Raw genomic sequence first — 23955 nt, forward strand, 5'->3', positions numbered from 1 at the left:
GCGTACCCCTGTAGGAGCTGCCGCAGGCTGCGATCTTTGATTTTCAAACCGCAATCGAAGGCAACGCCAACCCGTTGAGCGATTGGGCACTGCTGGCCTGCTCGGCCATCAACCAATCGACAAACTGCTGGATCAGCGCCCCACGTCGTTTGCGCTGGGGCAACACCACGTAATAGCCCAACCGGGACATCACCGTTTCGCCGATCGGACGACACAACAAACCTTGCGCCAGCAAGTTATCCACAAGATGCCGCCAACCGATGGCCACGCCCTGACCGCCAATTGCGGCCTGAATCAACAAGGTGTAATTGTCGAAGCGCAGTTGTCCGGGGGCTGGAGGCGAGGTAATGCCCAACTCGCGAAACACGCCGCTCCAGTCGAACCAGTTGCTGCTGTTTTCCCCGCGCAGGTGCAGCAGCGGAAACTCCAGCAACGATTGGGCAGGCAAGGGCAGGGGACGCTCGTTCAACAGTTGCGGACTGCACACAGGAAACACTTCTTCGCTGAACAGCCAATGGCTTTCGCCCTGTTTGAAGCGCCCATCGCCGAACAACACCGCCACATCGATATCGGTACGTAGCATGTTATGGCTGCGCTCGCTGGTAACGAGGCTGACATCGACCTGAGGATTGGCCGCGTGGAAGCGGTGCAGCCGTGGCATCAGCCAATAGGCGGCGAAGGCGAAATCGGTCGCTACTTGCAGCACTTCGTGTTGATGCTGCGCGCTGATCGCACTCAATCCCGAGTCGATTTGCTGCAAACCGAGTTGAACCTGCTCGAAAAGGATCATCCCGACTTCCGTCAACTCGATACCGCGGTAGATGCGGTCGAACAGCCGAGTGGCGAGTTGTTCCTCCAACCGTTTGATCTGCTGGCTGATGGCCGGTTGCGTCGTACCCAGTTCAACCGCCGCTGCCGTGAAGCTGCGTTGTCGCGCCGCCGATTCGAAAGCGCGGAGCAAATCCAGAGACAGGTCACCGAGGGCGTCATACATAAGCTGTGCTTATCCTAGTCATTGCCGCGCATGGGCTTTACCGCAAAAGTTGTGGGTTACATCCTCGATCCCAGCACTCTCGCATAAACATCCACTATGGAATGCCGCGATCACATGAAGCGCAAGAACATTCTTTTCATCATGGCCGATCAAATGGCCGCGCCAATGTTGCCGTTCTACGGCCCATCGCCCATCAAACTACCGAATTTGAGCCGCCTCGCCGCACAAGGCGTGGTGTTCGACGCCGCTTACTGCAATAGCCCGTTGTGCGCGCCGTCGCGTTTTACCCTGGTCAGCGGCCAGTTGCCGAGCAAGATCGGCGCCTACGACAACGCGGCGGATTTCCCCGCCGATGTGCCGACTTATGCACACTACCTGCGGCGTCTCGGCTACCGCACCGCGCTGTCGGGCAAGATGCATTTTTGCGGCCCGGACCAGTTGCATGGCTATGAGGAACGCCTGACCAGCGATATCTATCCGGCCGACTACGGTTGGGCGGTGAACTGGGATGAGCCGGATGTGCGTCCGAGCTGGTATCACAACATGTCGTCGGTACTGCAAGCCGGGCCGTGCGTGCGCACCAATCAGCTGGATTTCGACGAAGAGGTGGTGTTCAAGGCCCAGCAATACCTGTTCGATCACATCCGCGAGGACGGCGATCAGCCGTTCTGCCTGACCGTTTCGATGACGCACCCACACGACCCGTACACGATTCCCAAAGCGTTCTGGGATCTGTACGACGATGCCGATATCCCATTGCCTGCAACGCCAAATCAACATGAACTCGATCCGCATTCCCAGCGTTTGCTCAAAGTCTACGATCTGTGGGACAAACCGTTGCCTGTGGATAAGATCCGCGATGCCCGCCGCGCTTACTTCGGTGCTTGCAGCTATATCGACAGCAACGTCGGCAAACTCCTGCAAACCCTCGAAGATATCGGGCTGATCGATGACACCATCATCGTCTTCTCCGGAGACCACGGTGACATGCTCGGCGAGCGTGGCCTCTGGTACAAAATGCACTGGTATGAAATGGCGGCGCGGGTGCCCCTGTTGATAAGTGCACCAGCGCAGTTCGGCGCTGGGCGGGTCAGCGCCTCGGTTTCCACCGCCGACCTGCTGCCAACCCTCGTTGAACTGGCGGGCGGCGCTCTGGAGCCAGGCCTGCCGCTCGACGGTCGATCGCTGGTCCCACATCTGCAAGGGCAGGGCGGGCACGACGAGGTGTTTGGCGAGTACATGGCCGAAGGCACCATCAGCCCGCTGATGATGATTCGCCGGGGCGCCTACAAATTCATCTACAGCGAAGACGACCCTTGCCTACTCTTCGACGTACACAATGACCCGCGCGAACTGGAGGAACTCAGCCAATCGCCACAACATCGTCAGCTTTTCGACAACTTTCTCGCCGAAGCGCGGGCTAAATGGGATATTCCGGCGATCCACCAACAAGTGCTCGCGAGTCAGCGGCGCCGGCGTTTCGTCGCCGACGCCCTGACCATCGGCAAGCTGAAGAGCTGGGATCACCAGCCGCTGGTGGACGCCAGTCAGCAATACATGCGTAACCACATCGACCTCGACGATCTGGAGCGTAAAGCACGTTATCCACAACCCTGCCAAAACCAATAATGTTAAGGGGAAGTCCATGCAAAGGTTATCCACAGTACTGACGGTCGGGCTCCTGGCTCTGGGCAGTGCATCGGCTTTCGCCGATCAATGCGAGACGGTGAAAATGGCCGATCCGGGCTGGAGTGACATCGCCGCGACCAACGCCATCACCGGGTTTCTGCTGGATGGCATGGGCTACAAGGCCAAGGTCGACACCCTCGCGGTGCCGATCACCTTTGGCGGGCTCAAGGACGGCCAGGTTGACGTATTCCTGGGTAACTGGATGCCAGCGCAGCAGGGCTTCTACGACAAGTTCGTGGCCACCGGCGATGTCACGCAACTGGCGAAAAATCTCGACGGCACCGAATTCACTCTCGCTGTTCCGGACTACGTGTGGGATGCGGGTGTGCATAACTTTGCCGACCTGAACAAATATGCCGACAAGTTCGATCACAAGATCTACGGCATCGGCTCCGGTGCGCCGGCGAACATCTCGCTGCAAGAGATTATCAAGAAAAACGATTTCGATATGGGCCAGTGGAAACTGGTTGAGTCCAGCGAACAGGCAATGCTGGCCGAAGTATCCCGCGCAGTGAAGAAACAGAAGTTCGTCACCTTCCTCGGCTGGACCCCGCACCCGATGAACGTGCAGCTGAAAATGCATTATCTGAAGGGCGGCGAGAAATACTTCGGCGACACCGGCAGCGTTCACACCCTGACCCGCAAAGGTTATGCACAGGCCTGCCCGAACGTTGGCAAGCTGCTGACCAACCTGAATTTCACCCAGGAGATGGAAAACAGCATCATGGCCGAGGTGGTGAACAAGAAAGTCAGCAATGCTGACGCCGCCAAAGCGTGGATCAAAGCCAACCCGGCGGTGCTGGATAAATGGCTGGATGGCGTGAAGACCGTGGATGGCAAGGATGCGTTGCCGGCCGTAAAAGCCAAGTTGTAATCAATACCTGTGGGAGCGAGCTTGCTCCGGGCGGCGTTCCGACGATGAGGCCCTGTCAGTCACACTGATGTTGAATGACACGCCGCCATCGCGAGCAAGCTCGCTCCCACATGGGCACTTCGTCATCTCGTCCTGATACTCTTTCGTAAAACCCCAACCGAGAGGACCCATGGCCTTCCCCAGCCGCCATTCACTCTTCCCCTTCCTTTCCTGGTTGCCCCGGCAAACCCGCGCCAGCGTCGGGCGTGACCTGATCGTCGGTCTCAGCGGCGCGATTCTCGCGTTGCCGCAATCCATTGCCTACGCACTGATTGCCGGTCTCCCACCGGAGTACGGTCTGTACGCGGCAATCATTCCGGTGCTGATTGCTTGTCTCTGGGGTTCATCGTGGCATTTGATCTGCGGTCCTACAGCCGCCATCTCCATTGTCCTGTACGCCAGCGTCAGTCCTTTGGCCGTTCCGGCGACGCAGGACTACGTCACCGTGATTCTGTTGCTGACTTTCCTGGCGGGGATTTTCCAGTGGTTGCTGGGATTGCTGCGCTTTGGCGCGCTGGTGAATTTCGTTTCTCACTCGGTGGTGCTCGGCTTCACCCTCGGCGCGGCGGTGGTGATTGCCATCGGCCAACTACCCAACCTTCTGGGGCTCGACTTGCCCAGCCAGACCACCGCGCTGGACAGTTTCATCACGCTGTTGCGCCACCTCGGCGAAATGGACAAACCCTCACTGATGCTGGGGCTGGCGACGGTGGTGGTGGGCATAATCCTCAAGCTGTGGCTACCGCGCTGGCCGACGCTGCTGATCACGTTGGTGCTGGGCGCATTGCTGGTCTGGCTCTGGCCATCGATGTTCGGCCATGTGCAGCTGGTCAGTGCTTTTACCGGAAAACTGCCACCCTTCAGCCCGTTGCCGCTCGATCTCGATCTGATCCTGCGTCTGCTGCCGAGCGCCGTGGCGGTGGGAATGCTTGGGTTGGTGACCAGCCTGTCGATTGCCCGCTCGATCTCTGCACGTTCGCAGCAATTACTCGACGCGAACCAGGAAGTTCGCGCCCAAGGCCTGTCGAATATCGTCGGTGCGTTTTTTTCCGGATCGCTGTCGGCAGGCTCCTTCACCCGGTCGGGCCTGAGCTACGAAGCGGGCGCATGCTCGCCACTGGCGGGGATTTTTTCGGCGCTGTGGGTAGCGCTGTTCGCGATTTTCGGCGCCAGCCTGATCGCGCATATCCCGATTCCGGCCATGGCCGGCAGCATTCTGTTGATCGCCTGGGGCCTGGTGGATCATCGCGGCATTCGCGCATTACTGCGGGTCAGCCGCGCCGAGTTCGTGGTCATGGCTCTGACTTGTGTCGCGACGCTGCTGCTGGAATTGCAGACGGCGATCTACGCCGGGGTGTTGGCATCGCTGTTTTTCTACCTCAAACGCACCTCGCAACCGCGGGTACAACATCTGCGCGACGGCGATGAAGACATTCTGCGAGTCGGCGGGTCGATCTTTTTCGGCGCCAGCCATTACCTGCAGGTACGCCTGCAACGCATGCACGGCGCGCGCGTGGTGATCGAGGCGCAGCAGATCAACTTCATCGACTATTCAGGCGTGGAGATGCTGCATCAGGAAGCACGGCGGTTGCTGCGCCAGGATCGTAGCTTGACCTTACGCCAGGCTCGGCCGCAGGTGGTGGATGAGTTGAGGAAGCTTGAAGGGGCGGAGAAATGCCCGATTCGGTTTGAGGATTGAAACACCGCTTCTGCTTTCGTAGGAGCAAGGCTTGCCCGCGATGAACGATAACGCGCTGCATCTGAAACACCGTGGCGTCTGAATCGCGGGCAAGCCTTGCTCCTACAGAATCATGCGGCGAGTTGCCGGCGAAGTTCAGCCAACACCGGCGCAGTATCCGGGCGCACCCCGCGCCACAGGAAGAACGCTTCCGCCGCTTGCTCAGCGAGCATCCCCAACCCATCCATCGACACCGCCGCGCCATGTTCGCTGGCCCAGCGGCAGAACGAGGTCGGTTCCTTGCCGTACATCATGTCGTAGCAAACCGTTTTGCCCGGTTCGATCAGGCTGGCGGCAATCGGCGGCACATCGCCCGTCAGGCTCGCGGACGTCGCGTTGATGATCAGGTCCACCGACTCCTGCAACCAGTCATAACCACTGGCCGACACCGGCCCCAGATCACAGAACAGTTCCGCCAGCAGCTCGGCCTTGTCCACCGTACGGTTGGCGATGATCACCGATGCCGGTTGCTCGGCGAGCAACGGTTCCAGTGCACCGCGCACCGCGCCACCGGCGCCCAACAACAGGATGCGTTTGCCCTTGAGGCTGAACCCGGCGTTGACCGTCAGGTCCCGCACCAGTCCGGCGCCGTCGGTGTTGTCACCCAACAGAGTGCCATCGTCCAGTTTGCTCAGGGTGTTCACCGCACCGGCCCGTTGCGCCCGCGCGGTCAGGTTGTTGGCCAGGCGATAGGCCTCTTCCTTGAACGGCACCGTCACATTCGCTCCACGACCCTCGAGGAAAAATGCCCGGGCACAGCCGGAAAAATCGTCGAGGGGCGCCAGCAAAGTGCTGTAGTCGAGCTTCTGTGCGGTCTGCTCGGCAAACAGGCGATGAATCAGCGGCGATTTGCTGTGGCCAATCGGGTTACCGAAAACGACATAACGGTCCATCAACATTCCTCTCAGGCTTCGGCCAACCAGTCGCGGTCTTGCAGGAAATACTCGGTCAGGCGCGCTTCTTCACTGCCAGGTTCGGCTTTCCAGTCATAACCCCAGCGCACTTGCGGCGGCAGGGACATGAGGATCGACTCGGTACGCCCGCCCGATTGCAGGCCGAACAGAGTGCCGCGGTCGTAGACCAGGTTGAACTCGACGTAGCGCCCGCGGCGATACTCCTGGAATTCCCGCTGTTTCGCGGTGAATGCGTCGTGCTTGCGCCGCTGCAGGATCGGCAGGTACGCATCGATGTACGCGTCACCGATGGCGCGCATGAAGGCGAAACTGGTGTCGAAGTCCCACTCGTTCAGGTCATCGAAAAACAGGCCGCCGATGCCCCGTGGCTCGTGGCGATGCTTGATGTGGAAGTAACTGTCGCACCAGGCCTTGTAACGCGAGTAGACGTCCGGGCCGAACGGCGCGCACGCCTGCTCGGCGACGCGGTGCCAGTGAATGCAATCTTCTTCATTGCCGTAATAAGGCGTCAGGTCGAAGCCGCCGCCGAACCACCAGACCGGCTCTTCGCCTTCTTTTTCAGCGATGAAAAATCGCACGTTGGCGTGGGAAGTCGGCACATGCGGGTTGTGCGGGTGGATCACCAGCGACACGCCCAGGGCTTCGAAACCACGCCCGGCCAGTTCCGGCCGATGGGCGCTGGCGGACGGTGGAAGACCGCTGCCGAAGACGTGGGAAAAGTTGACGCCGCCCTTTTCGATGACCGTACCGTTTTCGATCACGCGGGTGCGACCGCCACCGCCGGCAGGCCGGGTCCAGGCGTCTTCGACGAAGCGCGTGCCACCGTCTTCGGCTTCCAGCGCGGCACAGATTCGGTCTTGCAGGTCGAGCAGGTAGGCTTTTACGGCCTCGGTGCGGGTCGTCATGTCATCACCTTGAATCGGGCGAAGCTACGCGGCGTTTTACAAGGCCGGCAGCAAATTGCTGCGTAGGATAACACTGCACCTTGTTCCGTCGCAGTTGACGAAGATCAAGCTTAGGAGTCCGATAGGGCGCTTCGCATTTACACAATCAGCAACGATCTCAGGAGAGTGCAGATGGCAAAGCGTATCCAGTTCCGTGCCCACGGCGGCCCCGAAGTGCTTGAGTATGTGGATTACCAACCCGCCGCGCCGGGTCCGAAGGAAGTCCGCGTGAGCAACAAGGCCATCGGCCTGAACTTCATCGACACCTACTACCGCAGCGGTCTCTATCCGCCACCGTCCTTGCCATCGGGCGTCGGTTCGGAAGGCGCAGGCGTGGTCGAAGCGGTCGGTAGCGATGTCACCCGCTTCAAGGTCGGTGATCGCGTGGCATATGGCAGCGGCCCGTTGGGTGCCTACAGCGAGATTCACGTTTTGCCCGAAGCCAATCTGGTGAAACTGCCGGACGCCATCAGTTTCGAACAGGCTGCCGGCGTCATGCTCAAAGGCCTGACCGTGCAGTACCTGTTGCGTCAGACTTATGAACTCAAGGGTGGCGAAACCATCCTGTTCCACGCCGCTGCCGGCGGCGTCGGCTCCCTGGCCTGCCAATGGGCCAAGGCCTTGGGCGTGAAGTTGATCGGCACGGTGAGTTCTGCGGAGAAAGCCGCGCTGGCCAAGGCCAACGGTGCATGGGCAACCATCGACTACAGCCATGAAAACGTCGCACAACGCGTACTGGAATTGACTGACGGCAAAAAAGTCCCGGTGGTGTACGACGGCGTCGGCAAGGACACCTGGCTCACGTCGCTCGATAGCGCTGCGCCACGGGGATTGGTGGTGAGCTTCGGCAATGCGTCGGGTGCGGTGGATGGGGTGAACCTGGGGATTCTGGCGGGGAAGGGCTCGTTGTACGTCACCCGGCCGACGCTGGGAACCTACGCCAACAACGCCGAGAACCTGCAGCGTATGGCTGACGAGTTGTTCGAGATGATCATCAGCGGCAAGGTGAAGGTGGATATCAGCCAGACATTTTCACTGGCGGATGCAGCGAAGGCACAGACCGAGTTGTCGGCGCGGCGTACGACCGGTTCAGTGGTTTTGTTGCCCTGATATTTCCATCGCCTGGTTGGGCCTCATCGCGGGCAAGCCCGCTCCCACAGAGGCTGCTGGTGCTCACAAAACTTGTGTTCACCGCTAATCCTTGTGGGAGCGGGCTTGCCCGCGATTGGGCGCACCTCAGTCTCAATCCGGGCGCACAACGTGGCCGGTCGCCAGATCCCGAATCACGCTCGGGTTCTTGCGCCCGCCCAGCATCCCGCCGAGCACCATATCAACCTGACCACGGAAGTACTGCTCGACGCGAATCCGCGTACGCGCCGCCGGCCGACCTTGCGGGTTGGCGGAGGTCGACACCAGTGGCCCGACCAGCGCGCACAATTCCCGCACTTGCGGATGATCACTGACCCGCAGCGCCACCGTTTCATGCACGCCGGTAATCCACTGCGGCAACAGGTTCTGATGCGGCACCAACCATGTGTTCGGCCCCGGCCAGGTGCTGGCCATGCGATCCATCCACAGTTCAGGGAAGTCTTCGAAGAGGAAGTCGAACTGGCGAATGTTGTCCGCGACCAGGATCAGGCCCTTATCCACCGACCGGCCCTTGATCATCAGCAGCCGCTCGACTGCTTCTTCGTCCCACGGGTCGCAACCCAGACCCCAGACGGCTTCGGTTGGGTAGGCAAGCACCGCCCCTGCGCGAATGGCTCGTGCGGCTTGTTGCACACGCCAACTGTTGACCATGAAAAACTCTCCAGAATAAGGCTCTGCGCAGTTTACCGATCTTCCTTATAAAACCTAGCTCACCCGCGCAAACCAGCGCCCGTTTTCACACACGGCGCTGCCGTCCATTTCCAGTTCGGTCAGCGCCACCAGCACCTTGGGCAACGTCCAGCCGCTGGCATCGGCCAGGGCTTCGCTGGTGTGGGGCGCGGCGTGGAGCAACTTCAATAAGGGATGACGCGTATTCACGTTGGGCGTTTCTGTGGATAACGACAGTTGTTGCCAGCCACGTAGCGCTTCGAGGATATGCTCGACAGTCTCCACCAGCACCGCGCCGTCGCGGATCAACTGGTGGCAACCCTTGGCGCCAGGGTGATGGATCGACCCCGGAATCGCATACACCTCGCGCCCCTGTTCCGCCGCCAGCCTTGCGGTGATCAACGAACCGCTGGCGACACTGGCCTCGACCACCAGCACGCCCAGGGACAAACCGCTGATGATTCGATTGCGTCGCGGGAAGTTGCTGGCGCTGGGGCCGGTGTCCAGCGGGAACTCTGAAAGCACCGCGCTGCCCGAGGCGATCATGGCGTCCGCCAGTCGTCGATTACGCTGTGGATAAAACTTTTCCAGCCCCGTGCCGAGCACGCCGATCGTTTGCCCGCCAACGTCCAGCGCCGCCTGATGCGCGGCGGCGTCGATGCCCAGCGCCAGACCGCTGGTGATGACAAAACCGGCACCGGCCAGACTGCGGGAAAATGCGGCGGCGGTGTCCACGCCCGGCCTTGAAGCGCGGCGACTCCCGACCATCGCCAGCTGTGGTTTTTCCAGGATGCCCGGATCGCCCGCCACGAATAACATCGGCGGGGCATCGCTGATTTCTGCGAGCAGCGCCGGGTAGTCAGGCTGGTCCCACATCAATAAATGCTGGGCCGGACGTTCTAGCCAGGCCAATGCATGGCTCGCACCATCACGAACTTCAGCACAGCGCCTGGATTCGGAACATGCCAGCGGCAGACCCAAGGCACGCCAGGCACTGGCCGGTGCGCTGATGGCTTTGGACGCCGAGCCGAAGGCTTCCAGCAACTTCTTGAACCGCGCCGGGCCGAGTTCCGGCAGCCGATGCAAGCGTAAACGAGCTTCCAGTTCCGCAGGGGAAACCGGTGCAACAGTAGGCAGTGACATGGATCGTCCTTGATCGTTATAAGCACCCGTCGAAGCGGGAATAAGCTGTGGATAACTCTGTTGGTAACTTGTGAAGCAAGCTTACGGATTTCGCACCTTATCCATCACCGCCAGCGAGCGCGAAGCGTTGAGCACCAGTCCGTAACTGAGCTTGTCGTAGGTGCGGAAAACCATCAGCAGGCCGGCACGTTCATCCGGAACCTTCAGCGGCTGGCCAGTGATCCGGTCGCGCACGGTTTCGCCGGTCTTCATCACCACCAGCATATTGCCTTCGGCGAGGCCATCACGTTGCCCCTTGTTCAACGTGACCACGTCCATGGCACCGATCTGCGTCACGCCGCGCGGTACATCGATGATCAGGCCATTGATTTCGCTGCGCGGTTCGCTGGGCGTGAACGTCGAATTGATCGAACGCTCTTCGCCGCTGAACAAACGGTCGCCGAGGCGCACTTCCTGTGTTGTACGTTGCAAACTTAGCGTGGCAACGTCGCCTTCGGTGGCAATGATCTCGCCACCACCGATGTCATCGGCGTTGATCCCCAGAAACTCCCGGGTCTGCGGATCGGTATAGACCTTGCCCTGACGGAAGATGCCGTACACCGGTTGCGCCGGGTCGAAGTGGCCGCGGGCAAAGACGCGATCCCCGGCGCCGCTGAGCACCCGTTCGGCATCACCGGCCACGATGTAGGGCGCCTTGTCGAAATCCTCGGCCTTGTCGACGATGCGGTTGCTGAGCAGAAAGCTGTTGATCGACTTCAGCGCAATGCTCGGGATGGCCTCGGTCACCGGGCTGGTGCGCACCTGTGGCGACAGTTTTATGGTCGGAATATTTTCCTTCGGTGGCACTTGCCCGTGCGCCCAACCTGCCGAGGCCAGAAGGAGCAAGGCGAGTAGTGATTTCCTCATGCGGTGAATCCCTTTATTATGTACGTTCGCGTGAAACGCCAGAGCCGTCAGTGGCTCGCTCCCGGCTTGCTTATGAAGAGAAGGGAGCTACGTTTTACAAAGGTAGCCTGCATCTTCGGACCCGCCAGGCCACCGCCCCGACCTTACTTCACACGTGCAGTCATCAAGCTTATGGCCATTTTGAACATCCTCGAATTCCCTGACCCGCGCCTGCGCACTATCGCCAAACCGGTGGCCGTAGTGGACGACGAAGTGCGTCAGTTGGTCGACGACATGTTTGAAACAATGTATGAGGCACCGGGCATCGGCCTCGCCGCGACCCAGGTCAACGTGCACAAACGTATCGTCGTGATGGACCTTTCCGAAGACCGCACCGAGCCGCGAGTGTTCATCAACCCCGAGCTCGAACCGCTGACCGACGACATGGGCCAGTACCAGGAAGGCTGCCTTTCCGTGCCGGGCTTCTACGAAAACGTCGATCGCCCGCAACGGGTCAAGGTCAAGGCGCTGGACCGCGACGGCAAGCCTTACGAACTGATCGCCGAAGATTTGCTCGCGGTGTGCATCCAGCACGAATGCGACCACCTCAATGGCAAATTGTTCGTCGATTACCTGTCCACGCTCAAACGCGACCGCATCAAGAAGAAACTGGAAAAGCTTCATCGCCAGAACGCTTGATGCCCATCTTCAAAGGCTTGCTGCGGCAAGCCTTTTTCTTTTCAAGAGACTTCATGAATGACTGAGCCACTGCGCATTGTCTTTGCCGGCACCCCGGAATTCGCCGCCGAACACCTCAAGGCCCTGCTGAGCAGCCCTTACGAGATCGTCGCGGTCTACACCCAACCGGATCGTCCGGCCGGTCGCGGGCAAAAACTGATGCCGAGCCCGGTCAAGCAGTTGGCCCTGGAAAACAACATCCCGGTGCTGCAACCGCCAACCCTGCGCAACGAAGACGCTCAGGCTGAACTCGCTGCGCTGAAACCGGACTTGATGGTGGTGGTCGCCTACGGCCTGATCCTGCCGCAAGTGGTACTGGATATTCCGCGTCTGGGTTGCATCAACAGTCATGCTTCGCTGCTGCCGCGCTGGCGCGGTGCGGCGCCGATCCAGCGTGCCGTGGAAGCCGGTGACGCTGAAAGTGGCGTGACCGTGATGCGCATGGAAGCCGGCCTCGACACCGGGCCGATGCTGCTGAAAGTCACCACGCCGATCAGCGCCGAAGACACTGGCGGCAGCCTCCACGACCGTCTGGCCGAAATGGGTCCACCGGCGGTAGTTCAGGCGATTGCCGGCCTCGCTGCCGGGACGCTGGAAGGCGAAGTGCAGGACGACAGCCTCGCCACCTACGCGCACAAATTGAACAAGGAAGAAGCGCGCATCGACTGGACTCGCCCGGCGGTTGAGCTGGAGCGTCTGGTCCGCGCCTTCAACCCGTGGCCGATCACCCACAGCACGCTGAACGGCGAAGCCCTGAAAGTGCTGGCGGCGAACCTGGCCGAAGGCAAAGGCGCACCGGGTGAAATCCTCAGCGCCAGCAAGGACGGCCTGATCGTCGCCTGCGGCGAACAGGCGTTGTGCCTGACTCGCCTGCAATTGCCCGGCGGCAAGGCACTGAACTTCAGCGACCTGTTCAACAGCCGTCGTGAGAAATTCGCCACCGGGACCGTGCTCGGTCAAGCGGCGGACGCTCAATGAACCCGCGTCTGGCCGCCGCCAAGGCACTCGCCGCTGTCCTGAGCGGAAAAGCTTCGCTCAACAGCTCGCTGCCGACGCAACTGGACAAGGTCGAGGACCGTGATCGCGGTTTCACCCAGGATCTGGCGTTCGGCACCGCTCGCTGGCAGCCGCGTTTGTCGGCGCTGGCGGCCAAGTTGCTACAGAAACCATTTAAGGCCGCTGACGCCGATGTCGAGGCGCTGCTGCTGGTTGGCCTCTACCAATTGCTCTACACCCGCGTTCCGGCTCACGCCGCTATCGGTGAGACTGTCGGTTGCGCCGACAAACTGAAAAAGCCTTGGGCCAAAGCCCTGCTCAACGCCGTGCTGCGTAACGCTCAGCGCGAAAGCGAAACGATTTTTGCCGAACTGGAACGCGATCCGGTGGTGCGCACCGCCCACCCGCGTTGGCTGCAAAAATCCTTGAAAGCATTCTGGCCAGAGCAATGGGAAGCCATCTGCGCGGCGAATAACGCGCATCCGCCGATGATTCTGCGGGTCAACCGCCGCCATCACAGCCGCGATGCTTATCTCGGCTTGCTGACCGACGCTGGCATCGCCGCCACACCGTGCGTTTACAGCCGCGATGGCATCGTCCTCGAAGCCGCCGCCGACGTGCGCAGCCTGCCGGGGTTTGCCGAAGGCTGGATCAGTGTGCAGGACGAAGCCGCGCAACTGGCCGCTGATTTGCTCGACCTCGCACCCGGCCAGCGGGTGCTCGACGCCTGCTGCGCGCCGGGCGGCAAGACTTGCCACATCCTCGAAGCCGAGCCGCAACTGGCCGGCGTGGTGGCGGTGGACCTGGAAGCCAAGCGTCTGGTGCGGGTTCGCGAAAACCTCGAACGCCTCAAGCTCAGCGCTGAACTGATCGCCGCCGACGGCCGCGACACCCAGGCGTGGTGGGATGGCAAACCGTTCCAACGCATCCTGCTGGACGCGCCGTGCTCGGCCACCGGCGTGATTCGCCGTCACCCGGACATCAAGCTGACCCGTCAGCCCGACGACATCGCCGCACTGGCGGTGCTGCAAGGCGAGTTGCTCGACGCCATGTGGATAACTCTCGAGGTGGGCGGCATTCTGCTCTACGCCACGTGCTCCACATTGCCGACCGAGAACACCGAAGTCATCGAAGCCTTCCTCGCCCGCACACCGGGCGCCCGCGAACTGGACCTCGCCACGGCGGCCGGCATCAAGCAGCCCCATGGTCGCCAGTTGCTGGCCCAGGAAGGCGGACATGACGGGTTCTACTACGCCAAGCTGATCAAGATTGCCGCCGCGCGCGGTTAACCGGTTTAAGGGAGTGACTGGATGAAAATCATCATCCTCGGCGCAGGGCAGGTCGGCGGTTCGCTGGCGGAACACTTGGCCAGCGAGGCCAACGACATCACCGTGGTCGACACCGATGGCGAACGCCTGCGTGACCTCGGCGATCGGCTGGATATCCGCACCGTACAAGGTCGCGGCTCGTTCCCGACCGTGCTGCGCCAGGCCGGGGCCGACGACGCCGACATGCTGGTCGCCGTGACCAACAGCGATGAAACCAACATGGTCGCCTGCCAAGTCGCCCACACCTTGTTCCACACCCCGACCAAAATCGCCCGGGTGCGCGAAGCCGCGTACCTGACCCGCGAAGAACAGCTGTTCCAGAACGAAGCGATTCCGGTAGACGTGCTGATCAGCCCGGAACAAGTGGTGACTAACTACATCAAGCGCCTGATCCAGCATCCGGGCGCCTTGCAGGTGATCGACTTCGCCGAAGGCAAGGCGCAACTGGTGGCGGTGCGGGCTTATTACGGCGGGCCGTTGGTGGGCCAGCAGCTGCGGCAGTTGCGCGAGCACATGCCGAACGTCGAAACCCGCGTGGCCGCGATTTTCCGTCGCGACCGGCCGATCCTGCCGCAAGGCGATACGGTGATCGAGGCCGACGACGAAGTATTTTTCATCGCCGCCAAAGCGAACATTCGCGCGGTGATGAGTGAAATGCGTCGTCTCGACGAGACCTACAAACGCATCGTCATTGCCGGTGGCGGGCAGATCGGTGAACGTCTGGCCGAGGCCATCGAAAGCCGTTACCAGGTGAAGATCATCGAGATGAACCCGGCACGTTGCCGCCATCTCTCGGACCACCTCGACAGCACCGTGGTGTTGCAGGGCAGCGCCTCGGATCGCGACCTGCTGCTGGAAGAGAACATTGCCGACGCCGATCTGTTCCTGGCCCTGACCAACGATGACGAAGCCAACATCATGTCGTCGCTGCTGGCCAAGCGCCTTGGCGCGAAGAAGGTGATGACCATCATCAACAACCCGGCCTACGTCGATCTGATCCAGGGCGGCGACATCGACATAGCCATCAGCCCGCAACTGGCGACCATCGGCACCTTGCTGGCCCACGTGCGCCGTGGCGATATCGTCAGCGTGCATTCACTGCGCCGGGGCGCGGCAGAGGCCATCGAGGCCATTGCCCATGGCGATTCGAAATCCAGCAAGGTCATCGGCAAGGCCATCGAGAACATCGGCCTGCCGCCGGGCACCACCATTGGCGCGATCATTCGCGACGAAGAAGTGATCATCGCCCACGACGACACCGTGATCGAAACCGGCGACCATGTGATTTTGTTCCTTGTGGATAAAAAGCATATTCGCGATGTGGAGAAGCTGTTCCATGTGGGGTTGAGCTTCTTCTGATCCTGATTTTTTCAGTACCTGCATAGGCCCTATCGCTGGCAAGCCAGCTCCCACAGTTTTTTGGTTGTTTACAATATGATGTACACCAAAGAACCCTGTGGGAGCTGGCTTGCCAGCGATGGCGGCGTCAAAGGCAAAAAAAATATCCCCTGACACCCGCAGAAAAGGAATCCACCGATGATCGAATCCCTGGAAAAAATGCTCGCCAAAGGTGTGGATAACTCATTGCTGCGCTTCGGCCTGGGCAAGGGATATCTGGATCTGGGTGAAAACGCCAAGGCTGCCGAGCATTTCCAGCGCTGCGTCGAGATCGATCCGAAGTATTCGGCGGCCTGGAAACTACTGGGCAAGGCCCATCTGGCACTGGCGGACCATGCAGCCGCGCGCCTGGCTTGGGAACAGGGTCTGGAAGTCGCCCGCAACCATGGCGACAAGCAGGCAGAGAAGGAAATGACGGTGTTTCTGAAAAAGCTCGATCGCGCTGATCAGAGGTAACGCAAGCCGATACCCTCGGCGTCCACCTGCACCACTTCCATACGCACTCGCGGCGCGCCTGTGGGTAAGTCCTGAACCTGGCCGTAGACCACCGCGCCTCTGGGTAGAGAGGACAGTGCCGGATGCTTGACGTAGACACCCGTGGTCGAAAGATTGCGCGTCTGGCCCAGGCATTCGCCAAGGCTTTCGTGCGTAATCTTGATGCGAAATGATTTGCGATGTTCGGACATCTACTGCGCCCTTGAATGAACGGTTGTGGATAACCTCGAGTCAAGGTTATCCACAGATCATGCCAACCAACTCAATACCAGCGTTCTTCACCTGGTGGACGCTTCTTGAAGCGCTTCATGCTCCACATGTACTGACTCGGATAAGCCCGCACATAGCGCTCGACCACTTTACTCATGGCTGCACAGGATTCGGCGGTGTCGGTGCTGTACATGGCTTCGGGTGCAGCTTCCAGGATCACTTTGTAGCCAGAACCGTCCGGCAAGCGCAGCGCATGCAGGAACACGCCGACCGCTTTGCCGCCGGCGAGCATGTTCGGTACGAACTTGCTGGTCAGCGCTTGGGTGGCGAAGAACGGCACAAAGATCCCGGCGGATTCGGCCGGTTCCGGGTCAGCAGGAATGCCCACTGCACCACCTTTGCGCACTTCCTTGATGACGCTGAGGATGCCTTCCTTGGTGGACGCGGCCACTTTGTTGCCAAGCTGTACCCGCTGCTTCTGCAGCAACTCGTCCACCGCCTTCAATTTTGGCGGGCGGTAGAAAATGATCGGTTTGCATTGGCTGCAATAGAAGTGGTTGAGCACTTCCCAGTTGCCCAGGTGGCTGGTGATGCCGACCACGCCTTTGCCAGAGGCGAGGGCGTCTTTCAATACATCGAGACCTTCGACTTCGCGCACCAGATCGATGGAGCGCTGGGCCGGCCAAATCCAGGCGCAGGCGCTTTCGGTCAGGGACTTGCCGATGTCCTTCAGACTCTGGCCTACCAGACGTTCGCGCTCGGCGGGGTCCATGTCCGGAAAGCATTTGGACAGGTTGATCCGCACCACGTCGCGGGAACGGTTGGGAAATTTCCACATCATCCAGCCAATCGCCGAGCCCACGGCCTGCACCGCTCGCCACGGGAGCAGGGCAAACAGCCGCAGAGCGCCTACCAGCAAGGCGCCTTTAAACTTATCCACAGGTCACTCCTGATCTTGTGCTGTGCGTGAACCGGCCATTCTAACCGCCGTTCGCCAGCTGCGCGTAGCGGTCGCAATCCTGCGTGTGGTCCATGACCATGCCCGAAGCCTGCATCAGCGCGTAGCAAATGGTCGGTCCGACAAACGTGAAGCCGGCCTTTTTCAAACCTTTGCTCATCTCCACGGCGGTCGGCGTGACGGCCGGGACTTCGCTGCGATCCTTGAAATGATTGATCACGGGCGTACCGCCGACGAAGGACCAGAGAAACGCCACCGGGTCCTCCAGCGCCAGCCAGGCCTGGGCGTTGCGTCGGGCCGCATTGAGCTTGAGGCGGTTGCGGATGATGCCCGGATCGAGCATCAATTCATCGATTTCCGCATCGCTCATCTGCGCCACGCGCTGCACGTCGAAGCCAAACATCACCTGACGATAATGCTCACGCTTGCGCAGCACAGTGATCCAGGAAAGGCCGGCCTGGAACCCTTCGAGCAAAAGCAACTCGAACAAACCCTGCGCATCGCGTAGCGGCGTGCCCCACTCCTGATCGTGATAAGCCATGTACAGCGGATCTTCGGAACACCAAAAGCAGCGTGGCATAAGGCTCCAGGGGGCGTGCGCAGCAATGAATCGGGTATACTCCCGCTCTTTAAATCGCAGCCCAAGAAACAGGTGAATTTCGTGAGCCAGCCTACGCCAGCCGTGCGTACCTTCCAAGACTTGATCCTCGCCCTCCAGCAATACTGGGCCGAGCAAGGTTGTGTGGTACTTCAGCCCTACGATATGGAAGTAGGCGCCGGCACTTTCCACACTGCAACATTCCTGCGCGCCATTGGCCCGGAAACCTGGAACGCCGCCTACGTGCAGCCAAGCCGTCGTCCGACTGACGGCCGCTACGGCGAAAACCCGAACCGTCTGCAGCACTACTATCAGTTCCAGGTAGTCCTGAAGCCGAACCCGGACAACTTCCAGGAACTGTACCTGGGCTCGCTCAAGCACGTCGGCCTGGACCCATTGGTCCACGACATCCGTTTCGTCGAAGACAACTGGGAATCGCCGACCCTCGGCGCCTGGGGTCTGGGCTGGGAAGTCTGGCTCAACGGCATGGAAGTGACGCAGTTCACTTACTTCCAGCAAGCGGGCGGCATCGAGTGCTACCCGGTGACCGGCGAGATCACCTACGGTCTTGAGCGTCTGGCCATGTACTTGCAAGGCGTGGACTCAGTCTACGACCTGGTCTGGGCTGACGGTCCGTTCGGCAAAGTGACTTACGGCGACGTGTTCCACCAGAACGAAGTGGAGCAGTCCACTTACAACTTCGAACACGCCAACGTCGAGAAGCTGTTCGAGCTGTTCGATTTCTATGAAAGCGAAGCCAAGCGCCTGATCGAACTCGACCAGCCGCTGCCGTTGCCGAGCTACGAAATGGTGTTGAAGGCTTCCCATACCTTCAACCTGCTGGATGCGCGCCGGGCGATCTCGGTAACAGCGCGTCAGCAATACATTCTGCGTGTGCGCACCCTGGCGCGTTCCGTTGCGCAAGCCTACCTGCTGGCTCGCGCCAAGCTCGGCTTCCCGATGGCGACCCCGGACCTGCGTGACGAAGTACTGGCCAAGCTGGAGGCTGCACAATGAGTGCTCTGGATTTTCTGGTTGAACTGGGCACTGAAGAACTGCCACCCAAGGCCCTGAATACGCTGGCCGAGGCGTTTCTCGCCGGTATCGACAAGGGCCTGCAAGCTGCCGGCCTGAACTACGAGACCAAAACCGTTTATGCCGCGCCGCGCCGTCTGGCCGTGCTGATCACCTCGCTGGCCACCCAGCAGCCGGATCGCAGCATCAACCTCGATGGCCCGCCACGTCAGGCGGCATTCGATGCCGAAGGCAACCCGACCCAAGCGGCACTGGGCTTTGCCAAGAAGTGCGGCGTCGACCTGAGCGAAATCGATCAGAGCGGCCCGAAACTGCGCTACAGCCAAAGCATCGCCGGCAAGCCGACCGCAAGCCTGCTGCCGACCATCGTCGAAGATTCGCTGAACGACCTGCCGATCCCGAAACGCATGCGTTGGGGCGCTCGCAAGGAAGAGTTCGTGCGTCCGACCCAGTGGCTGGTCATGCTGCTCGGTGACCAGGTCGTCGACTGCACCATCCTCGCCCAGAAGGCCGGTCGCGATTCCCGTGGTCACCGCTTCCATCATCCGGAAAACGTGCGCATCAGTTCGCCGTCGAGCTACTTGTCTGATCTGCGTGCCGCTTATGTACTGGCCGATGCCAACGAGCGTCGCGAAATCATCAGCAAGCGCACCGAAGAACTGGCGACCCGCCAGGAAGGCACCGCGATCGTGCCACCGGCCCTGCTCGACGAAGTGACTGCGCTGGTCGAATGGCCAGTGCCGCTGGTGTGCTCGTTCGAGGAGCGCTTCCTCGACGTGCCGCAAGAAGCCCTGATCACCACCATGCAGGACAACCAGAAATACTTCTGCCTGCTGGATGCCGACGGCAAGTTGCTGCCACGTTTCATTACCGTGGCCAACATCGAAAGCAAAGACCCGCAGCAAATCATCGCCGGTAACGAAAAAGTGGTTCGTCCACGCCTGACCGACGCCGAGTTTTTCTTCAAGCAAGACAAGAAGCAGAAACTCGAAGATTTCAACCTGCGCCTGCAAAACGTGGTGTTCCAGGAAAAACTCGGCAGCGTCTACGACAAGGCCGAACGTGTTTCCAAACTGGCCGCCTACATCGCCGCGCGCATCGGCGGCAACGCTTCGTGGGCTGCTCGCGCAGGCCTGCTGTCCAAGTGCGACCTGGCGACCGAAATGGTCGGTGAGTTCCCGGAGATGCAAGGTGTCGCCGGTTACTACTACGCCCTCAACGATGGCGAGCCGGAAGACGTCGCACTGGCGCTGAACGAGCAGTACATGCCACGCGGTGCTGGCGCCGAACTGCCGTCCACCCTGACCGGTGCGGCCGTGGCCATCGCTGACAAGCTCGACACCCTGGTCGGCATCTTCGGCATCGGCATGCTGCCAACCGGCAGCAAAGACCCGTACGCCCTGCGCCGTGCAGCACTTGGCGTGCTGCGCATCCTGATCGAGAAACAACTCGATCTGGACCTGAACGATGCCGTGGCTTTCGCCGTCGCTGCGTTCGGTGCCAAGGTCAAGGCTGCCGGCCTGAACGACTCGGTGCTGGAGTTCATCTTCGACCGTCTGCGTGCCCGTTACGAAGACGAAGGCGTCGATGTGGCGACCTACCTGTCGGTACGTGCCCTGAAGCCGGGTTCCGCCTTGGACTTCGACCAGCGCGTGCAAGCGGTAGAAGCGTTCCGCAAGTTGCCGGAAGCCGCTGCCCTGGCCGCGGTGAACAAGCGTGTGTCGAACCTGCTGAGCAAGGTCGAAGGCTCGGTGCCTACGGTCGTGGAAGCCAAGTACTTCGACAATGCCAACGAGTTCTCCCTGTACTCGGCGATCCAGCAGGCAGACCAGGCCGTCCAGCCGATGGCTGCAGCACGTCAGTACAGCGAATCGCTGGCGCGCCTGGCCGCCCTGCGCGAGCCGGTGGATGCGTTCTTCGAAGCCGTGATGGTCAATGCGGAAGATGCCAAGGTCCGCGCCAACCGTTACGCCTTGCTGGCGCGTCTGCGTGGGCTGTTCCTCGGCGTCGCCGATATTTCGTTGCTGGGGTAAGACTGTTTGAAACTGCTGATTCTCGATCGGGACGGAGTGATCAATTACGACTCCGACGCTTACATCAAGTCGGTGGAGGAGTGGATTCCGCTTCCCGGTTCGATCGAAGCCATCGCGCAGTTGAGCAAGGCCGGCTGGACGGTAGCCGTCGCTACCAACCAGTCGGGCATCGCTCGCGGTTATTACGACATCGCCACTCTGGACGCCATGCACGAGCGCCTGCGCTCACTGGTGGCAGAGCAGGGCGGTGAAGTCGGCCTGATCGTCTACTGCCCGCACGGGCCGGACGATGGCTGCGATTGCCGCAAGCCAAAACCCGGGATGTTGAAAAACATCGCCGCTCATTACAACGTGTCGCTGACTAATCTATGGTTCGTCGGCGATAGTCTCGGTGACCTGGAAGCCGCCAAAGCCGTCGATTCTCAGCCAGTTTTGGTAAAGACCGGGAAAGGCGAAAAGACTTTGGGCAAGACCCTCCCGGTAGGCACATTGATTTTCGACGATCTGGCGGCGATTGCCGCAGAACTTATCCACAATTAGAGCTCTTTCGAAATCCTGACCAAGGAATGTTCGGGAGTGCGCTTGAACCGTAACGGTAAACGTCGCCATGTCGATACTGCAGGCCATCAGGACCTTTCTTTTTTACCTGCTGCTGGGCACCAGTTCCCTGCTGTGGTGCAGCCTGAGTTTTTTTATCGCGCCCTTTCTGCCGTTCAAGGCGCGCTATCGCTTCATCAACGTCTACTGGTGCCGTTGCGCCTTGTGGCTGAGCAAGGTGTTCCTCGGTATCCGCTACGAAGTGAAGGGCGCCGAGAATGTACCGGATCGGCCTTGCGTGATTCAGTCGAACCACCAAAGCACTTGGGAAACGTTCTTCCTCTCGGCGTACTTCGAGCCTTTGAGCCAGGTGCTCAAGCGCTCATTGCTGTTTGTACCGTTCTTTGGCTGGGCCATGGCCATGCTGCGACCGATCGCCATCGACCGCGACAACCCGAAAGCGGCGCTCAAGCATGTGGCAAAGAAGGGTGATGAACTGCTTAAAGACAACGTTTGGGTACTGATCTTTCCTGAAGGCACGCGTGTTCCTTATGGCACCATCGGCAAGTTCTCTCGTGGCGGCACCGCGTTGGCGGTCAATGCCGAGCTACCGGTGTTGCCGATTGCGCACAATGCCGGCAAGTTCTGGCCGAAAACCGGTTGGGCGAAAAAGCAGGGTGTCATCACCGTAATCATCGGTGCACCGATGTATGCCGAAGGTAGCGGACCGCGCGCCATCGCCGATCTGAACGATCGCGTACAGGCCTGGAACGAGCAGATGCAACGGGAAATGGGCTCGCTGCCACCAGCGCCGCAAGCACCTGTTTCCAACGATCAGGTGGCTGTCTGAGATTCTGTGGATAACCTGTGTACCGTTTAGTGTAAAAACGGCGTAATTATTCCTAACGCGATGATTTACATAGATATTTGTTAAACTGATAAAAATCGCGAAAACGTGCATAAGTTTTTTTCGGGCGCAAAAAAACCGGCAGATATAGCCGGTTTTTTTATGCCCGTAATCATGCTGTTTCACTCTTCTAACAACGGGAAGTGCAAACTGAAACACGTGCCTTTTCCCACCACGCTCCGACACTCGATTCTCCCCCCATGGCGATCCATCACGGCCTTGACCATCGACAGCCCCAGACCCACGCCATCGATGCCTTGAGCCGAGGAAAAGCGTCGGTACTGAGTGAACAGCGCGGGTAATTCCTCTGCGGCGATGCCCTTGCCTTGATCGATCAATTCGCAGATCAGCCATCCCTCGCTGCACTTGATCAGCAAACGAACGCAGGTCCCGCTGGCGCTGTACTTGATCGCGTTCTCCAGCAGATTGAACAGTGCCCGGGTCAGCAACGCCTGATCTGCCAGGATTATGCTTTCCTGCGCTTGCTCATCAATCTGCTGAAGCAGCTCGATTTGCTTCTGCTGGGCAATCGGCAATGCCTGATCCAATACGTCCAGCACCAACATCGCAAACAGACTCGGCTGGAATTCATACGCCTCGGACTCGGCTTTCGCCAGTTGAACAAAGCCGTCGGTCAGGTCCAGCGCCCGACGCACTTGTCGGTCTATCTGGTCGAACAGCTGCGTATCACCCCCCACTTGATGGCGATGCACATCGAGCAAGGCGAGAATCGCTGAATGGGGCGCACGCAGGTCATGGGAGAGAAAGCGCAGTAACACGCCACGTTGTTCTTCGGCGGCGCGTTCGGCACTCAGATCAGTCAGGCTCAGCAGCCAGCCAATCGGCAATTCACCGTCCTCTGGCAGCAGTGCCGCGCGCTCCAAACGCAGGCTGCGTTCCTTGTGATCGCGAAACTCCAGCAGCGGCAGGGTGGTTAGCTGCGGGGCTGACTCGCTGCCGATGTGCGGATAACCAAGTAATGCCAACTGATCAAGAACATCGGCGCCAACCAGATCGCTGCCAAACAGCTCCCGGGCGTTGCGGTTGCCCAATAGAATGCGGCCCCGTGGATCACTGATCAGGGTAGCGACCGGTAAATACTCCAGACCGTCAGCGATAAAACGTCGGGTGTCGCGGGTGCGGCTCATGGCTTGCTCAAGGGCCATGATTTGTCCCTGCAAACGATCGGTGCCGGAAAACTGTGCGCGACGACGTTCGGGAAATACTTTCGGCTCACTGTCCAGGCGCGACAGTTCCCAGCCGAAATAAGTGAGCACTACGCTCAGTCGCCGCCAGTTCCAGATCAGGTATCCAAACAGTATTCCCAGCACAGCGGGTGTGGGTGACCACCACCTTCGCGTCTCTGCCAGACCGAAGCTTGTGAGTAACGCCGCAGCGATGCCCACCAATGTCACCCAAAGCGCCAGACGCGGACGCCACAGCAATAGCCCAAGCACGAAAATCACCAGCAGCACCGAAAGTGCTGCGCTCAGGCTTGGCGTTGCGTCGCGCAGGTTAATTTGCGTGCGATAGGACAACAGCGCGGTCAATGGCAGCAGCACCAGGCTTATCCACAGCCATTCGCGCACCAATTGCCGAAACAATCCCTGAACCTGACTCGGTTCGCGACTTTCGTGGGAACGCGGGCTATTCATGGAAAGGGCTGAGAAGGGTGAATGGTTTC

The 23955-nt window shown here is 60.1% G+C and carries 22 protein-coding genes and 1 pseudogene; 13 read left to right on the forward strand and 10 right to left on the reverse strand.

Annotated features, from left to right (window positions below):
* Positions 1-43: 43 nt before the first annotated feature.
* The gene (locus ACW9JC_RS04590) at positions 44-994 is read right to left on the reverse strand and encodes a choline sulfate utilization transcriptional regulator (protein ID WP_457453858.1); all 951 of its coding nucleotides are present in this window, start codon (positions 992-994) and stop codon (positions 44-46) included.
* A gap of 114 nt (positions 995-1108) precedes the next feature.
* On the opposite strand from ACW9JC_RS04590, the gene betC reads away from it, so the two are divergent.
* The 3 genes from betC to ACW9JC_RS04605 all read left to right on the forward strand — a co-directional run bounded on the left by betC (position 1109) and on the right by ACW9JC_RS04605 (position 5295).
* Positions 1109-2623 carry a choline-sulfatase gene (gene betC, locus ACW9JC_RS04595; RefSeq protein WP_457453859.1) on the forward strand — a complete coding sequence of 505 codons (1515 nt, stop codon included), beginning with the start codon at positions 1109-1111 and terminating at the stop codon, positions 2621-2623.
* A gap of 16 nt (positions 2624-2639) precedes the next feature.
* Positions 2640-3557, forward strand: a complete 918-nt coding sequence (gene choX / locus ACW9JC_RS04600) for a choline ABC transporter substrate-binding protein (protein ID WP_338583983.1) — start codon at positions 2640-2642, stop codon at positions 3555-3557.
* 169 nt (positions 3558-3726) lie between these two features.
* Positions 3727-5295, forward strand: coding sequence for a SulP family inorganic anion transporter (locus ACW9JC_RS04605; protein WP_457453860.1), 1569 nt, complete (start codon positions 3727-3729; stop codon positions 5293-5295).
* A 110-nt stretch (positions 5296-5405) separates the two neighbouring features.
* Here the strand turns inward: ACW9JC_RS04605 and aroE are convergent, their stop codons facing one another.
* The gene (gene aroE, locus ACW9JC_RS04610; protein WP_457453862.1) at positions 5406-6227 is read right to left on the reverse strand and encodes a shikimate dehydrogenase; all 822 of its coding nucleotides are present in this window, start codon (positions 6225-6227) and stop codon (positions 5406-5408) included.
* An 11-nt stretch (positions 6228-6238) separates the two neighbouring features.
* Positions 6239-7153 (reverse strand): oxygen-dependent coproporphyrinogen oxidase, encoded by a 915-nt coding sequence (gene hemF, locus ACW9JC_RS04615; protein WP_457453864.1) that lies wholly within the window; start codon positions 7151-7153, stop codon positions 6239-6241.
* 171 nt (positions 7154-7324) lie between these two features.
* Between hemF and ACW9JC_RS04620 the strand changes: the two genes are divergently transcribed.
* A complete protein-coding gene (locus tag ACW9JC_RS04620; RefSeq protein WP_338583979.1) occupies positions 7325-8302 on the forward strand; it encodes an NADPH:quinone reductase in 978 nt (325 codons plus the stop codon).
* Between the two features lie 132 nt (positions 8303-8434).
* Here the strand turns inward: ACW9JC_RS04620 and ACW9JC_RS04625 are convergent, their stop codons facing one another.
* The 3 genes and pseudogenes from ACW9JC_RS04625 to ACW9JC_RS04635 all read right to left on the reverse strand — a co-directional run.
* Positions 8435-8992, reverse strand: coding sequence for an L-threonylcarbamoyladenylate synthase (locus tag ACW9JC_RS04625; RefSeq protein WP_338583978.1), 558 nt, complete (start codon positions 8990-8992; stop codon positions 8435-8437).
* A gap of 54 nt (positions 8993-9046) precedes the next feature.
* Positions 9047-10153: a DNA-processing protein DprA gene (gene dprA / locus ACW9JC_RS04630; RefSeq protein WP_457453865.1), complete on the reverse strand. Its 1107-nt coding sequence runs from the start codon at positions 10151-10153 to the stop codon at positions 9047-9049.
* Between the two features lie 81 nt (positions 10154-10234).
* A pseudogene (locus ACW9JC_RS04635) lies at positions 10235-10981 on the reverse strand (LysM peptidoglycan-binding domain-containing protein); the annotation flags it as partial.
* 249 nt (positions 10982-11230) lie between these two features.
* Here ACW9JC_RS04635 and def point away from each other — a divergent pair.
* From def to ACW9JC_RS04660, 5 genes are all read left to right on the forward strand, one after another.
* Positions 11231-11737 carry a peptide deformylase gene (gene def, locus ACW9JC_RS04640; protein WP_007969867.1) on the forward strand — a complete coding sequence of 169 codons (507 nt, stop codon included), beginning with the start codon at positions 11231-11233 and terminating at the stop codon, positions 11735-11737.
* Between the two features lie 57 nt (positions 11738-11794).
* Positions 11795-12754: a methionyl-tRNA formyltransferase gene (fmt, locus tag ACW9JC_RS04645; RefSeq protein WP_457453868.1), complete on the forward strand. Its 960-nt coding sequence runs from the start codon at positions 11795-11797 to the stop codon at positions 12752-12754.
* Positions 12751-14061 carry a 16S rRNA (cytosine(967)-C(5))-methyltransferase RsmB gene (gene rsmB / locus ACW9JC_RS04650; protein ID WP_457453869.1) on the forward strand — a complete coding sequence of 437 codons (1311 nt, stop codon included), beginning with the start codon at positions 12751-12753 and terminating at the stop codon, positions 14059-14061. Before fmt ends, rsmB begins: the two co-directional genes overlap by 4 nt.
* Before the next feature lie 21 nt (positions 14062-14082).
* On the forward strand, positions 14083-15459 hold the full coding sequence (gene trkA / locus ACW9JC_RS04655; RefSeq protein WP_338583973.1) for a Trk system potassium transporter TrkA: 1377 nt from the start codon (positions 14083-14085) through the stop codon (positions 15457-15459).
* A 177-nt stretch (positions 15460-15636) separates the two neighbouring features.
* Positions 15637-15954, forward strand: coding sequence for a tetratricopeptide repeat protein (locus tag ACW9JC_RS04660; RefSeq protein ID WP_457453870.1), 318 nt, complete (start codon positions 15637-15639; stop codon positions 15952-15954).
* Here ACW9JC_RS04660 and ACW9JC_RS04665 read toward each other — a convergent pair.
* From ACW9JC_RS04665 to tag, 3 genes are all read right to left on the reverse strand, one after another.
* A complete protein-coding gene (locus ACW9JC_RS04665) occupies positions 15945-16184 on the reverse strand; it encodes a PilZ domain-containing protein (protein ID WP_457453871.1) in 240 nt (79 codons plus the stop codon). The two genes, ACW9JC_RS04660 and ACW9JC_RS04665, sit on opposite strands and share 10 nt — an antisense overlap.
* A 71-nt stretch (positions 16185-16255) precedes the next feature.
* On the reverse strand, positions 16256-17143 hold the full coding sequence (locus ACW9JC_RS04670; protein WP_338583971.1) for a lysophospholipid acyltransferase: 888 nt from the start codon (positions 17141-17143) through the stop codon (positions 16256-16258).
* Between the two features lie 40 nt (positions 17144-17183).
* Positions 17184-17741, reverse strand: a complete 558-nt coding sequence (gene tag, locus ACW9JC_RS04675; protein ID WP_457453873.1) for a DNA-3-methyladenine glycosylase I — start codon at positions 17739-17741, stop codon at positions 17184-17186.
* An 81-nt stretch (positions 17742-17822) separates the two neighbouring features.
* Between tag and glyQ the strand changes: the two genes are divergently transcribed.
* The 4 genes from glyQ (at position 17823) to ACW9JC_RS04695 (ending at position 22214) form a co-directional block, all read left to right on the forward strand.
* Positions 17823-18776: a glycine--tRNA ligase subunit alpha gene (glyQ, locus tag ACW9JC_RS04680; RefSeq protein ID WP_003213601.1), complete on the forward strand. Its 954-nt coding sequence runs from the start codon at positions 17823-17825 to the stop codon at positions 18774-18776.
* Complete coding sequence (glyS, locus tag ACW9JC_RS04685; RefSeq protein ID WP_457453875.1) at positions 18773-20827, forward strand: glycine--tRNA ligase subunit beta; 2055 nt, start codon at positions 18773-18775, stop codon at positions 20825-20827. The genes glyQ and glyS overlap by 4 nt, the downstream gene beginning before the upstream one ends.
* 6 nt (positions 20828-20833) lie before the next feature.
* Positions 20834-21367: a D-glycero-beta-D-manno-heptose 1,7-bisphosphate 7-phosphatase gene (gene gmhB / locus ACW9JC_RS04690; RefSeq protein WP_419712666.1), complete on the forward strand. Its 534-nt coding sequence runs from the start codon at positions 20834-20836 to the stop codon at positions 21365-21367.
* A gap of 67 nt (positions 21368-21434) precedes the next feature.
* Positions 21435-22214, forward strand: coding sequence for a lysophospholipid acyltransferase family protein (locus ACW9JC_RS04695; protein WP_457453876.1), 780 nt, complete (start codon positions 21435-21437; stop codon positions 22212-22214).
* Between the two features lie 179 nt (positions 22215-22393).
* On the opposite strand, the gene ACW9JC_RS04700 is transcribed toward ACW9JC_RS04695, so the two are convergent.
* Complete coding sequence (locus ACW9JC_RS04700; RefSeq protein WP_457453877.1) at positions 22394-23926, reverse strand: ATP-binding protein; 1533 nt, start codon at positions 23924-23926, stop codon at positions 22394-22396.
* Positions 23927-23955: the final 29 nt, after the last annotated feature.

It is taken from the genome of Pseudomonas sp. SDO5591_S426 (assembly GCF_054070755.1).